We start from the raw sequence: 13,174 nt of genomic DNA, 5'->3' as shown, positions 1-13,174 counted from the left end.
ATGCTATGTTTTATCAATAAACAAAAAAAAAGAGTCAGTGTGAAATCGAAAAATGATTTTATGTCTTATTAAACTATAGCAGATAAAGAGCTGTTGGCAAGAAAAAAAACGCAAATACGATAGATTATTTTCTAATGGTCCCCGAAAAGTGATTCACTTTGGGGTTAATCGGGTTGCCAGTTATTCTTCTAAATGAAGCTAATTGCCCGCAATGCCAAATAGCATCACTAATTGGACCATTAATAGTATTCCAATAAGGAATTTCATTAGTGCCAAAAATAATTTTATATTCTGAAATATTATCGCTGACTTTTAAAATGTCTGCGGCTTGCTTTAAATTCAGCAAGGTTTGTTTTCTTAATTCAGAAAAAGACATTTCTGCTCTTTCATTTTTAGAATTTGATTTTTTTAAAGTTGAATTAACAATCATAAGGGATAGGTCGTAAATATGTTGCACGGTTTCAAGAGACGTCCTTACAGAGTCATTTGGTTTATAGCCTAAATCCTTTTCAGTTAATCCTTCACTTGCCCAATAGAACCTAAAGCCCAAAGCTTCTACCTGCCTGGCAGCTACCGTACCAGCAGTATATTTTTCTGATGCTTCGGGAAGTTCATAATAAGGGAGTGTTTCTTCTGTTTCTTGGGCGAACATAAAAGAGGAGACTATTATTGCGAATACCGTTATGCTATTTTTCATTGAATGTTTTATACAACTCATGCTGAATTTAATTTTTTGTAAGTCAGAACGCCTTAGTAGAGGCATTAATAAATGGCCGTTTTTTTGAAATCCATGATTCTTTTAAAGTAGGCTTTCTACCTGTTTCTTCTACCTTAATTTTAAGGCTTTTGAAATTAATAGTAGTGCTGTAAAAAAAAACTACAGACTAGGATGCTCACTAATCTTTCAATTCTTTAGCGCTAACTAAAGGGTTTGTTCCATATTTATCAAATAAATAGACGAGACTCGTCATCGTTGCTGCGCCTAATTCTAATTCTCTTTTGTTAACAGCATCAAAGGTGTCATTACTGGCATGATGATAATCAAAATAACGCTGTGAATCTGGACGTAATCCCGCTAAAACGTTACTGTCATTTTTTAAAGGGCCAACATCTGCGCCACTGCCGCCTTTTTCAAAATAGTGAATCAAATAAGGTTTGAATAAGGGCTTCCAACTTAACACCTGTTCAAAATTGGCATCACTACAGTCGAAATTAAAACCTCTTGGTGTGAATCCGCCAGCATCACTTTCTAAAGCAAAAACGTGGGTTTCTTTGTTTTTTTCTGCTTCTTCAGCATATTTATTTCCACCTCTTAAGCCATTTTCTTCATTCATAAATAAAACGACACGAATGCTTCGTTTTGGTTTTATGCCGCTTTCCTTTAGGAGTCTTAAAACATCCATAGACTGAACAACTCCAGCACCGTCATCATGTGAGCCATCGCCTAAATCCCATGAGTCTAAATGACCACCAACAATCATATACTCGTTTGGAAATTCACTGCCTGTGATTTCACCAATAACATTGTATGACTTTACATCTTCTAATTGTTCACAGCTTTGTTTGAAGTAGAATTCCAAATTTTCATCTTTTTTTAAAGCATCAGATAGTTTTTCTGCATCATTAGTGCTTATTGCAGCAGAGGGAATGCGCTGGTCGTTTGGTAAATCGCCATAACTCATACTTCCTGTATGTGGAAAATCGTCTAATCGTAAATTCATAGAACGCACAATAACACCTGCTGCTTGGAATTTAGCAGCTTCCATCGCGCCAGCATAACGTTGGTTAACACAGCCACCATAAGCTGAAAAGGTGGTAATTAAGTCGGCCTGCATTGGGCGATTAAAAAATACAATTTTACCCTTAATTTTCTCTTTACCTAAAGTTGTTAGTTCTTCAAAATTTTGTACTTCGATAACTTTTGCCTTCAGACCTGAACTTGGAGTTGCGATAGAGCCACCAAGCGCACAAACATTTACAGGCGCTTGTGTTTCTGAATTAGTTTGAAAATAAGCCGACTCTTTTTCGCCTCTTATCCATTTTGGCACCATAACTTCTTGGAGCCAAACACTGTCTAAGCCCAGTTTTTCTAATTCAGTTTGACCCCAAACCACTGCTTTTTCAGCATTAGCTGAACCAGATAAGCGTCCGCCAATTTTATTAGATAAATAGTCTAGCCACTCGTATGATTTTCCGTTGGTTAAAGATTGTGTATAAATGGTTCTCAGCACCTCTTCATCTGTTTGAGCGAATGAAATAGAAGTAAAGATTGAGCATACTAGTAACAGTAGTTTTTTCATGTAAAAATGTATTTGTTGTTTTTGCGAGAGCAAATTTTTATTTAATTGTTGGATCTGGTCTATTGGTTATTCATTATTTAATTCCTGACGATACAAATCGATATTGGCTTTCGTTTTAGTATCTAATTCAGGTTCTTTAATATCCTTATATTCTTTAAGTGTGTCGTATAATATAGTAGCAACTGTTAAACGTGCTGCAGGTTTGTTATCTGCGGGTATATTATACCAAGGTGCGTGGTCTTTAGAAGTGCGATTTATAGCCTCTTCATAACAATCCATATAAGTACCCCAAAGTTTTCGCTCGACTAAATCACCTGCAGAAAATTTCCAGTTTTTTTCTTTCAAATTCAAGCGACGTAGTAATCTGTGTTTTTGCTCTTCTTTAGATAAATTCATGAAAAATTTAAAGATGATAGTCCCATTTTCAGCAAGATGTTTTTCAAAATTTAAAATTTGATTAAAGCGTTTCTCCCAAAATTCAGCGTTGATATCATCTACGGTTCTGATACTAGGCAAGTTTTCTCCTAAAATATAATTAGGGTGTACTCTGGTCACCAGAACATTTTCATAATGTGTTCTATTGTGCACACCAAATTTTCCGCGTGCAGGTAGCGCTAAATAATGACGCCATAAAAAATCATGCTTTAGCTCAAGCGCTGTAGGCACTTTGAAGCTCATCACTTCAACACCACGAGCATTGAAATCTTTAAAGACTTCACGTATTAAACTGTCTTTTCCAGAAGTATCCATACCTTGTAAGCAAACTAAAACGGAGTATTTTCCATGAGCATACATGGTATCTTGAAGTTTCCCCAACTGACGTCTTATTTTTCGTAATTCATCTTCTATAGTCTCTTTGTCTGCTTTTAAATCCACTAATGTTGGTAGTGTTTCAATTTTAATTTTTGAAGTTATTTTATAGTCTTTAATCTTTATTTTTTTCATTGTATCTTTCTTTCTGAATAAATATACATAATGTTATCAAATATTTTTATTAATAATCCTGAAGTATTAAATTTGCGCTTTAAATTTTGATTATATTGGCTAATAATGTTTTTTTTGATTAATCAACTAATAACTTCGGTAACGGTTGATGTTATTGGTGATTTCAGCAAAACTGCTGTTTTATTGAATTTGAAGACACTATTTGAAATGTTAAATTTTATGCATTTCATCGATTAAATGCATAAAAAAACGATGTAACGTATTTATTTTACTATATTAGATTAAAATTAATCAACAGAACTATCTTATTAATCAGAAATACTCTCATATTATGTCAAAAAACAACCTACTTTTATTCGTGTTCATTGTATTTATGCAATTTAGCATACAAGCACAAACAGGAGATTCAATCGCCGATGCTGTTGCCTATAATGACGAAAAAGATTTATCTGAACAGAAGCCAGCTGATTCAGCAGATAAAGTTCTAACTCCAGAAGAATTAGAAAATAAAGAACTATTAGAAAGAGAAGCTAAACTTTATGCTGCGAGACAAGCAGTCTTAAAAAAACTTAGTTTTATAGAAACCAATCAAAATGCGTTTACAGCTCAAGTAAACAACTTTAATGCTTCGCTAGAGGCGTGTAGATGTGGGAAAGAAATATCAGATCCTAATGATGAAAGAGAATTAGCCAAAATGACTGTTTTAGAAATAAGAGCTTATTTTATTGCTAAGAATATTAATATCACTAAAATATATATGACTAGTCTTAATAGTTGTAATAAATAAAAACTTTAAAATATTATTTGAGTTTTTCAGATGCTTATTAACCTTAAAAACCATCACAAGATAACTTTTGATGGTTTTTTCTTTGCTTATTGCTTATTTTTTAAAAGAGTATTTTTTATAGTTTACACTAAAAAATTATTGAGCGCTATGCTTTCTCTAAAAAATAAACAACGACTACTTTTTAGTCACAACAAGATTTTACAGTAAACACTAATGCTGATATTCAAACAGGTTTTGGTTTAAGTATTAGTTTACAAGACGCTTTAGTCGTAACGACATGTAAAATTTAGGCACTTATTTCTTCGGTTTAGAGACTACTATATTTAAAGAATCGCATGTTTCAGTGTTAAAATGCTAAAAATCGATGGATTTCATCGATTAAATATACTTTTACTCCGATTAAATGTATATTTTTTATACTTTTGTGTTTCGACTTAACATTTTAATATCCAAATCATGAAACAAGGTTACTTATTATTTTTTTTATTTACTTTCATTTTTAATGCGACTTATAGTCAACAGTCTAATACTAAAAACGTGCGTTTTAATCTTGGTGTAGTGAGTAAAAATGTAACTGCTGGTATAGAATCATATAATTTAGAAGATTTAAAATATCACGCTAGAATTTGTAAAGATGCAATAGAGGTCGTAGAAAAATTAGTTGTGGAAGAGCAATGCTTTAATACACTTGATTTATCAAATAGTATTGCTATTTATTTAGAAACAGCATTATTGGCAGAAGAATTAGTGACTGCCAGAACCTATCTAAGTAAAACAGAAAATTTGATCCTTAAAGCGTTTTACGAATATGATATTTGCACTACTAAAGAAGTGAGTTCAGAGCCCAGTAATTATGGAGAAAATGCTTTAAACGAATTGCAACAACAGCAGGCCGATTTAAAGGCACAGCAGGCTGAGTTAGAACAAAAAGCAAAAGACATTAAACTTCAATTGGCTGAACAGGAAAAAAAAGAATCTCTTTTAAAGAAGCAACAGTTTATTACTTCCAATGAAAGAGCGATTACTAGCAGTATAACGGCTTATAATGATTTATTGAAGTCATGTGATTGTCAGTCTACAATATCTTATTCTTCAGAAAGTGCCTCAGTTTTGACGGCTAAGAATTTACAGGAAATTAAAACGTATTACTTGGATATGAGTATTAGTATTTCTCAAGACTACACCAGTAAATTGAAGGCATGTAAAGAATAAAATAAACGATTCAATCTTTATAGATTAAGAGGCTCAATGATATAAAGTTGAGCCTCTTTTTTGTGCTATAATTATTTTTTCGAATATAATGCTGAGAACCACTCACTCTAATTATTTTTTATCATTAATGAATAGGTTTTGGTGACTGAGCAAAACTTTTAATTTTATACTCCTGTCTGTCTTATAAAGCAGTATAACCTTTTGTTGTTAAGCAAGGCCCTTGACAGCACTCGCTAAAATGCCATTAAAAAGAGCGCTTAATAATGAATAGAACGTTCTAATTGGGTGCTATTATTTACTCGCAAATAGTTTAACATCCGTTTCACTAACTTCTGTGCCACCTAAAATGATTAACCGCTCAACAACATTACGCAATTCACGAATATTACCAGTCCAATCATACTCCTGCAAAAGTTTTATAGCTTTTGCTGAGAAGTTTTTTTGTGCGGTTCCTTGTTCTTCAGATATTTTATTAGCAAAATGATTTACCAATAAAGGGATGTCATCTCGTCTATCGTTTAAAGCGGGAACCTTAATTAGGATTACTGCCAATCTATGATATAAATCTTCACGGAATTTACCTGCTTCAATTTCTTCTTTAAGATTCTTATTTGTGGCTGCTATTATGCGAACATCTACTTTAATGTCTTTATCACTGCCCACGCGTTGCACACGACTTTCTTGGAGTGCGCGTAACACTTTTGCTTGTGCAGATAAGCTCATGTCACCAATTTCATCTAAAAAAATGGTGCCTCCATTGGCGGCTTCAAATTTTCCAGCCCTGTCTTTAACCGCACTTGTAAAGGCTCCTTTTACGTGACCAAATAACTCACTCTCTATCAATTCGCTAGGTATGGCGGCACAGTTTACTTCAATCATTGGGCCTTTAGCACGTTCACTTTTTTCATGTAACCAATGGGCTACTAGTTCTTTACCAGTTCCATTAGGTCCTGTAATTAATACACGAGCATCAGTTGGTGCGACTTTGTCAATAATATCTTTAATTTGAGAAATGGCATCACCTTTGCCTATCATTTCATATTTTTTACTAACTTTTGTTTTAAGAATTTTATTCTCTACCACCAGTTCTTTTCGGTCTAAAGCATTACGAACCGTATTTAACAGGCGGTTTAAATCTGGTGGTTTGGATATATAATCAAAAGCACCCAAGCGCATAGTATTTACCGCAGTATCAAGGTCGCCATGACCAGAAATCATAACTATTGGTATTTCGGGTTTAATCTTTTTAACAGCCTCTAATACTTCAACACCATCCATTTTTGGCATTTTTATATCGCAAAGGATTAAATCGAAATCTTCTTTTTTGATTTTTTCTATTCCAGCTAGTCCATCTTCCGCTTCTTCCACTTCATATTTGTCATTCTCTTCAGAAAGAATTTTCACTAAAACCCTTCTAATCGCTGCTTCGTCTTCTATTACTAATATTTTTGGCATTATATTTTGAATTTAATTCCTGTTCTAAAATAGATTGTAGGTTGATCATCAATAGTATAAATGTCATTTCTTTCATTATCTCTCAACCTGAAATCATTTGAAATGGTATAGGCAATGTAACCGTAATATAACAAATGATCTGTGAAATAATGTTCGTAGCCTAAACCACCTAAAACAGTGGTCATAGAAATATTTTCAGCTAATTTTTCGTCTACAATTATATTTTTCTGAATGTTTCCAAAAAAGTTATCCAACGTAAGGAAAGCTTGTACATGATTGATCTCGTCAAACTTATAGCGCACATTTGTCTTTGGCACCCCTAAGGTATAGGTCCAATTTGGATGAAACTCTTTGTAATAGTTAATAATTGGAAGAGGGAAGTCTCTACCTGGAGTTGTTGAGTAGCTTAATCCTAAAATTAACCGGTTAGGTTTGCTGCCTTCTTTTGGGTTTTTAGTGCGATCTCGAATGGCATATGCATTAGTAATATAGATATAGTCATCTGAAACCATTTTACCAGTAAAATTCGAGGCTAATCTTAGCCCTCCGTTTGCTGCAAAAATCCAATCGCCCTGCGTTTTATGAGCATATCCTAGGGTAGCTTCAATGGTTTGGATAGTGCTAATATCTTCAGTTGAAAATGGTACATTTTGCCAATCAAAATTTACGCTTCTATAATCAGCTCCTAAAATAATAAAATTATTCTCTTTTATTTCTAGAGGTAATTGAAAAAAGACGCGAAAACGTTCAATATTATTTTTAGAGCTATTATTTGGAATATTTAAGTATTCTAATCTTAACAAATCAGAAGTTTGAGAAAAACTAACCATAGAAAGAAAGAGTGCTATGGTGGGGATTACTAATTTGGTAATGTTTTTTTCTATGTACATACGAAGTATACTAGTCGTTGGTGTTTAAATGTGAATTGTTCTTCATCTTTAATTGAATGTCTTGATCTGGTTTTTGAATGATATGAATGTCACGTTGAGGGAACGGAATGCTAATATTGTTTTCTCTGAATAACCTGTCTATAGCAAAGCGAATTTCACTTTTTGGTATTCTCGAGTTGAAACTATCTTCTACAGTAAAAGCAACTCTAAAATTTAGTGAACTCTCACCAAAATCATTAAATATAACGGTTGGTCCAGGTTGTTTAAAAACCAATTTACAAGACTCTGCAGCTTTAATTAATAGTTTTTTTACCAGCTCGATATCACTACCGTAAGCAACCCCAACATCAACAGTTTCTCTTGTCGAGGTGCCATTTTGTGTCCAATTGTATAAACTATTGGTTAAATACAAATGATTAGGAATCACTAATACTTTGTTATCAATAGTTACCGCTCTTGTGGTACGTAATTTAATTTCTACTACACGACCCACTTTGCCTTCAAGTTCTATAACATCTCCAACATGAACCGATTGATCTACGAGTATAAACACACCGGATATAATATCTTGAAACAAGGTTTGTAATGCCAGACCAATACCAATTAGTAACGCAGCAGATGCAGCAAAAACGGCAGTAACATCGATGCCTATAGAATCTATGACGATAATAAAAATGATGATGTATATCAGCCATCTAGCGAATGAGAATACTGTGGTAAATTTGGCAGCATCCTCAGCTGGCATTTTACGGGTTAATAATCTTTTTACCCATCTTAAGATGTAGGTTGTTACTATTAAAATAGCAATGACCAATAAAACATATTTTACTTTGATTACAGCTCCAGCGCCACCATCGTCATTAGTAAATTCATAGATTTTATAGTTTAAAAATTCTATGAACTTTCCCCACGCGTTAGTGTCAGTAATCACATCGCTTACTTTTCCAACTTCCTTTTCAATTTTATCTGTTACGTTATCTTGCATCATTAATATTTAATCCACTTAATTAATTCCCTATAACTTGGCTTTTTTCCATACATTAAAATTCCTACACGATATATTTTTGCAGCAAACCAGACAGTAAAGATAAATGTACCAATTAAAATTAACAACGATACCACCTGCTGCCATAACGGCACTCCAAATGGAATACGCATAAGCATAACCACAGGAGACGTTAAGGGTATAAACGAAAATATGGTTGAAATAGTACCATGAGGATCTTCTATCACCGTAAAAATACCAACATAAACAGCTAGTACTAAGGGCATGATTATAGGTAGCATAAATTGCTGTGTATCTGTTTCATTATCTACAGCCGCACCAATAGCTGCATAAAGCGAGCTGTATAGTAAATAGCCACTAATAAAAAAGAGTAAAAAAGCAATGATAAGATTTAGTAATGGTAAATTTTGAAAGGCTAAAATAATATTTTGAAGTTCCATGGTACCATCTTGATTCTGTATGGCCTGCTGCATCATTTCCTGTTGTGGTGTTTGCATGGTTGCAAAATCGATACCGAATAGAAGAGAGGCTATAATCATTAAAATACCACCCACAATTAGCCAAATTACAAATTGGGTGACACCAGCCAAAGAGGTGCCAATAATTTTACCCAACATTAATTGTATGGGTTTTACTGAAGATATAATGACCTCGATAATGCGACTCGTTTTTTCTTCAATAACCGAACGCATGATCATGTTTCCATAAATAATGATAAACATGAAGAGTAAATAGCCCGCAGCACCACCAAAAATAAGTTTTACTAAACTATCTAATTTCGAAGATTTTTTACCACTAAAATTCTCCTGATTAATAGCTATCGTTACTTGTGCATCGTTAATCATGGCAACATCAACATTTTTACTTTCTAGATTAAGATTGGTGAGCCGTTTTTCAATTTTAGATTCTAATGTTCCAATTATTGATAGTGATGGCGATTCTGAAGAATAAAAAGCTATGCCTTTTGCAGCATTAGCAATACTATCAAATTTTGAAATATGAAGTAAGCCGTAATTATTTTGCTCTTCAACACGTTTCTTAGCGGTCTCTAAAGTTACATTATTTAAAAAATTATAATGCAAAAATTCAGCGTTTTCAAAAGACTCGCTAAAAAAACCCGACTCGTCTAAAACCGAAATGGTTCGTTCTGTATTACTATTTATTTGTGACAAATAACCTACGACAGTGAAGAGTGCAATAAATATTAAGGGACTCACAAACGTCATTACGATAAAAGCCTTATTTCTCACTTTAGTAAGATATTCTCTTTTAATTATAAGTGGTAAATGATTCATAATTTAATGGTCCTTAATAGTTTGAATAAAAATATCACTAACACTTGGTATGACTTCCACAAAGTGAGACACTTGGCCTTGCGTGAGTAAATAACTTAATAAATTATTAGCAGTTTCATGATCTTGAAGTTTAATATTTAGTTTTAACTCGTTGTCTAAGGTTTTAAAATGTGCCGGAACTACCGAAAATTTATCAGCTAAAGTCTGTTGTAATGCTGAATGGTTTTCTGCAGAAATCCCTACTTCAAAGGTATTCGATTTATACTGTCGTTTAACAGTATTTAGATTTCCATCTAATATTTTATTCGACTTATGAATTAAGGCGATATGATCACACATTTCCTCAACAGATTCCATACGGTGCGTTGAAAAAATAACTGTGGCCCCTTCGTCACGTAATCTTAGGATTTCATTTTTTATAATATCAGCGTTTATTGGGTCGAAACCCGAAAAAGGTTCATCAAAAATCAACAATTTGGGTTGATGTAAAACGGTCACCACAAACTGAATTTTTTGAGCCATACCTTTAGATAATTCTTGGATTTTCTTATTCCACCAATCGCCAATTTCTAAACGCTCAAACCACATGAGTAGTCTTTTTTTAGCTTCGGCCTTTTCCAAACCTTTAAGTTGTGCCAGATATAATACTTGTTCACCAACTTTCATCGATTTATATAAACCACGTTCTTCTGGTAAATAGCCTATATTTTGAATATGATGTCGCAGTAATGGCTCGCCATCTAATATCACATGACCAGTATCTGGCATTGTAATTTGATTAATAACACGTATTAAGGTCGTTTTTCCGGCGCCGTTTGGCCCAAGAAGCCCAAAGATACTGCCTTTTTCAACGGCAATAGAGACATTGTTAAGTGCTGTAAAATCACCAAATTTTTTAGAAACTGAGTGTGCTTCTAATAGGTTGCTCATATATTTTGTGAAGTTTAAATGATATTAGTGACGTAAATATAGAAAATGTTAAAACAGTACTAGGATGCTTTACATTTATTTTAACGATTCATAAAATAAATAATTAAGTAAATAGCAGTTATAGTATTATAGGTCTATAAATGAGATGCTAACTATAGTGTTTTCTTGCAGGGAATTTAGATTGGTTTATTTTAAAATAAGGAAAATAAAGAGGCCCATAAAATTAAATAGTTTTCCGGTCATATGCTTAAGATAATGAGACCTTTAAATAAATGTGTTTAACAGGAACAAAAAAAACAGAAATGAAAAACAGTTTTCCGAAAATTAGATTTTTAGGTAGTGATTGTTTTATAACCTTATTGCCAATACTGCTTGAGTGCATGAAAACAGTAGGCCATTAAAAAACAAAACCCACCCTTAACGCAAATTAAGGATGGGAAAAAATTGCTATGAAAAAGAAAAATTACCACTGGCTTACGCCAATGATAAGTCAAATATACTATTTTTTGTTTAACTAAGGTATAAAACAGTAAATTACTTGTGTTTTTAACATAAAAAAAGCCCGTTTTAGTAAACGGACTTTATGTAGTATTTGTTCAATTATTAAGAGAACATATCTTTAACTTTTTCAAAGAAAGACTTGTCACTTTTTTCTGGTTTTGGAGCAAAATGTTCGTCATCCTTCATCTCTTCAAAGAATTCTTTTTGAGTTTTGCTTAAGGTTTTTGGTGTCCAGACATTTACATGAACTAATAAGTCACCTTTACCGTAACCATTAATACTCGGAATCCCTTTTCCGCGTAAGCGTAAAATCTTTCCAGACTGCATTCCTGCATCTATTTTAATACGTACTTTACCGGTAACCGTATCAATTTCTTTTGAAGTACCTAACACGGCATCACTTATACTTACATACAAGTCATAATGTAAATTATCACCTTCACGTTGTAAGGTCTCATGATCCAGTTCTTCAATGGCAACCAATAAATCGCCTGGAATACCATTTCCTGGGGCATCATTACCTTTTCCAGAAACTTTAAGTTGCATTCCGTCAACAACACCTGCTGGAATTTTAACCGAAATGGTTTCGTCTTTGTTAACTAAGCCTTGATCATCTGCATCGGCTGGTTTTTTATCAATGCTTTGTCCCGCTCCACCACATGTAGTACAGGTAGATGCTGTTTGCATGCGGCCCAAAATGGTATTAGTAATTCGTGTTACTTGTCCAGAGCCATTGCAGGTTGCACAGGTTTTATAAGTAGTACCTTCAGCTTGAACTTTACGTTTTACTTTAATTTTCTTTTCTACCCCGTTAGCAATTTCCTCTAGTGTTAATTTAACGCGAATACGTAAATTACTACCTTTTACGCGACGTTGCTGGCCACCGCCAAATCCGCCGCTAAATCCTGAAAAGCCACCATTACCACCAAAAGCACCACCAAATATGTCTCCAAACTGGCTGAAGATATCATCCATATTCATGCCGCCACCGCCAAATCCACCGCCGCCTTCGAAGGCTTGATGACCAAACTGGTCATAGCGTGCTTTTTTATTGGCATCGCTTAGTACTTCATAAGCTTCAGCAGCCTCTTTAAATTTAGCTTCAGCATCTTTGTCATCAGGATTTTTATCAGGATGGAATGCTATCGCCTTTTTTCGATATGCTTTTTTGATTTCTGCGGCATTTGCATTTTTGCTAAGCCCTAGTATTTCGTAATAATCTGTTTTTGCCATTCTCCGTCCTTGACCTTCCCAAAAGGGAAGGAGATTGTTAATTTATATTTTTATTGACCAATAACCACTTTTGGGAAACGAATTACTGTATCTCCAAGTTTGTAGCCCTTTTCTAAAACGTCAATAATTTTACCTTTTAGATCATCAGTAGGTGCGGGCGTTTGGGTGATTGCCTGATGAATTTCAGCATCAAAAACATCGCCTTGTTCTACTTCCATTTTTGATAATCCTTTTTGTTCTAAAGTATTTAAAAGCTTTTGGTAAATTAATACCACACCTTTTCTCAATTCTTCTGCTTCTTTGTCATCTTCAATGTGCATTAAAGCACGCTCAAAATCGTCTAAAATAGGCAGCATAGAAATCATGACATCTTTATTAGCCGTTTTAAAAAGCTCTATGCGCTCTTTAGATGTTCTTTTTTTATAGTTTTCAAACTCTGCGAACAGGCGTAAAAACTTATCTTTTTCCTGGCTTAACTCTCCTTTTAGTTGGTCTTCGATAGATAATTCCTCCACGTCAACGGTTTGTTGCGTTTCGTTTGATTCTACCTGATCTTCTATAGTGGTTTCTTTTTTATCTTTTGCTTTACTCATTTCTGTATTTTTTTAATACGATTAAAG

At 33.7% G+C, this 13,174-nt stretch carries 12 protein-coding genes; 2 read left to right on the top strand and 10 right to left on the bottom strand.

The window, feature by feature from the left end:
• Nucleotides 1–124: 124 nt before the first annotated feature.
• From GQ46_RS05770 to GQ46_RS05760, 3 genes are all read right to left on the bottom strand, one after another.
• Nucleotides 125–697, bottom strand: a complete 573-nt coding sequence (locus GQ46_RS05770; protein WP_044399187.1) for a hypothetical protein — start codon at nt 695–697, stop codon at nt 125–127.
• A 199-nt stretch (nt 698–896) separates the two neighbouring features.
• Nucleotides 897–2,300: a M20/M25/M40 family metallo-hydrolase gene (locus tag GQ46_RS05765; RefSeq protein WP_044399185.1), complete on the bottom strand. Its 1,404-nt coding sequence runs from the start codon at nt 2,298–2,300 to the stop codon at nt 897–899.
• 66 nt (nt 2,301–2,366) lie between these two features.
• A complete protein-coding gene (locus GQ46_RS05760) occupies nt 2,367–3,245 on the bottom strand; it encodes a phosphate--nucleotide phosphotransferase (protein ID WP_044399183.1) in 879 nt (292 codons plus the stop codon).
• 331 nt (nt 3,246–3,576) lie between these two features.
• Here GQ46_RS05760 and GQ46_RS05755 point away from each other — a divergent pair, with 331 nt between their 5' ends.
• Both GQ46_RS05755 and GQ46_RS05750 read left to right on the top strand, forming a co-directional pair.
• Entirely contained in the window at nt 3,577–4,032 is a 456-nt protein-coding gene (locus GQ46_RS05755) for a hypothetical protein (protein WP_156133107.1), read from the top strand.
• A 456-nt stretch (nt 4,033–4,488) separates the two neighbouring features.
• Nucleotides 4,489–5,244: a hypothetical protein gene (locus tag GQ46_RS05750; protein ID WP_044399180.1), complete on the top strand. Its 756-nt coding sequence runs from the start codon at nt 4,489–4,491 to the stop codon at nt 5,242–5,244.
• Nucleotides 5,245–5,535: 291 nt separating this feature from the next.
• On the opposite strand, the gene GQ46_RS05745 is transcribed toward GQ46_RS05750, so the two are convergent.
• From GQ46_RS05745 to GQ46_RS05715, 7 genes are all read right to left on the bottom strand, one after another.
• Nucleotides 5,536–6,699, bottom strand: coding sequence for a sigma-54 dependent transcriptional regulator (locus GQ46_RS05745; protein ID WP_044399178.1), 1,164 nt, complete (start codon nt 6,697–6,699; stop codon nt 5,536–5,538).
• Nucleotides 6,699–7,589: a hypothetical protein gene (locus GQ46_RS05740; RefSeq protein ID WP_044399175.1), complete on the bottom strand. Its 891-nt coding sequence runs from the start codon at nt 7,587–7,589 to the stop codon at nt 6,699–6,701. Before GQ46_RS05740 ends, GQ46_RS05745 begins: the two co-directional genes overlap by 1 nt.
• Before the next feature lie 10 nt (nt 7,590–7,599).
• On the bottom strand, nt 7,600–8,574 hold the full coding sequence (locus GQ46_RS05735) for a mechanosensitive ion channel family protein (protein ID WP_052503526.1): 975 nt from the start codon (nt 8,572–8,574) through the stop codon (nt 7,600–7,602).
• Nucleotides 8,575–8,576: 2 nt separating this feature from the next.
• Nucleotides 8,577–9,890 (bottom strand): ABC transporter permease, encoded by a 1,314-nt coding sequence (locus GQ46_RS05730; protein WP_044399172.1) that lies wholly within the window; start codon nt 9,888–9,890, stop codon nt 8,577–8,579.
• 3 nt (nt 9,891–9,893) lie between these two features.
• Entirely contained in the window at nt 9,894–10,820 is a 927-nt protein-coding gene (locus GQ46_RS05725) for an ABC transporter ATP-binding protein (protein ID WP_044399171.1), read from the bottom strand.
• A 603-nt stretch (nt 10,821–11,423) separates the two neighbouring features.
• Nucleotides 11,424–12,554, bottom strand: a complete 1,131-nt coding sequence (dnaJ, locus tag GQ46_RS05720) for a molecular chaperone DnaJ (protein ID WP_044399169.1) — start codon at nt 12,552–12,554, stop codon at nt 11,424–11,426.
• Nucleotides 12,555–12,604: 50 nt separating this feature from the next.
• A complete protein-coding gene (locus GQ46_RS05715; RefSeq protein WP_044399167.1) occupies nt 12,605–13,147 on the bottom strand; it encodes a nucleotide exchange factor GrpE in 543 nt (180 codons plus the stop codon).
• Nucleotides 13,148–13,174 lie beyond the last annotated feature (27 nt).

This window comes from Lacinutrix sp. Hel_I_90 (genome assembly GCF_000934685.1).
Classification (GTDB): domain Bacteria; phylum Bacteroidota; class Bacteroidia; order Flavobacteriales; family Flavobacteriaceae; genus Lacinutrix.
Note: the sequence above shows the minus strand (reverse complement) of the source record. Positions and strands in the feature narration are given on the sequence as shown.

Bases quoted from the DNA above. Each gene is read 5' to 3' on its own strand.
- dnaJ (WP_044399169.1), bottom strand. From the start codon at position 12,554: ATGGCAAAAACAGATTATTACGAAATACTAGGGCTTAGCAAAAATGCA.
- GQ46_RS05760 (WP_044399183.1), bottom strand. From the start codon at position 3,245: ATGAAAAAAATAAAGATTAAAGACTATAAAATAACTTCAAAAATTAAA.
- GQ46_RS05730 (WP_044399172.1), bottom strand. From the start codon at position 9,890: ATGAATCATTTACCACTTATAATTAAAAGAGAATATCTTACTAAAGTG.
- GQ46_RS05755 (WP_156133107.1), top strand. From the start codon at position 3,577: ATGTCAAAAAACAACCTACTTTTATTCGTGTTCATTGTATTTATGCAA.
- GQ46_RS05750 (WP_044399180.1), top strand. From the start codon at position 4,489: ATGAAACAAGGTTACTTATTATTTTTTTTATTTACTTTCATTTTTAAT.
- GQ46_RS05715 (WP_044399167.1), bottom strand. From the start codon at position 13,147: ATGAGTAAAGCAAAAGATAAAAAAGAAACCACTATAGAAGATCAGGTA.
- GQ46_RS05745 (WP_044399178.1), bottom strand. From the start codon at position 6,699: ATGCCAAAAATATTAGTAATAGAAGACGAAGCAGCGATTAGAAGGGTT.
- GQ46_RS05765 (WP_044399185.1), bottom strand. From the start codon at position 2,300: ATGAAAAAACTACTGTTACTAGTATGCTCAATCTTTACTTCTATTTCA.
- GQ46_RS05770 (WP_044399187.1), bottom strand. From the start codon at position 697: ATGAAAAATAGCATAACGGTATTCGCAATAATAGTCTCCTCTTTTATG.
- GQ46_RS05725 (WP_044399171.1), bottom strand. From the start codon at position 10,820: ATGAGCAACCTATTAGAAGCACACTCAGTTTCTAAAAAATTTGGTGAT.
- GQ46_RS05735 (WP_052503526.1), bottom strand. From the start codon at position 8,574: ATGCAAGATAACGTAACAGATAAAATTGAAAAGGAAGTTGGAAAAGTA.
- GQ46_RS05740 (WP_044399175.1), bottom strand. From the start codon at position 7,589: ATGTACATAGAAAAAAACATTACCAAATTAGTAATCCCCACCATAGCA.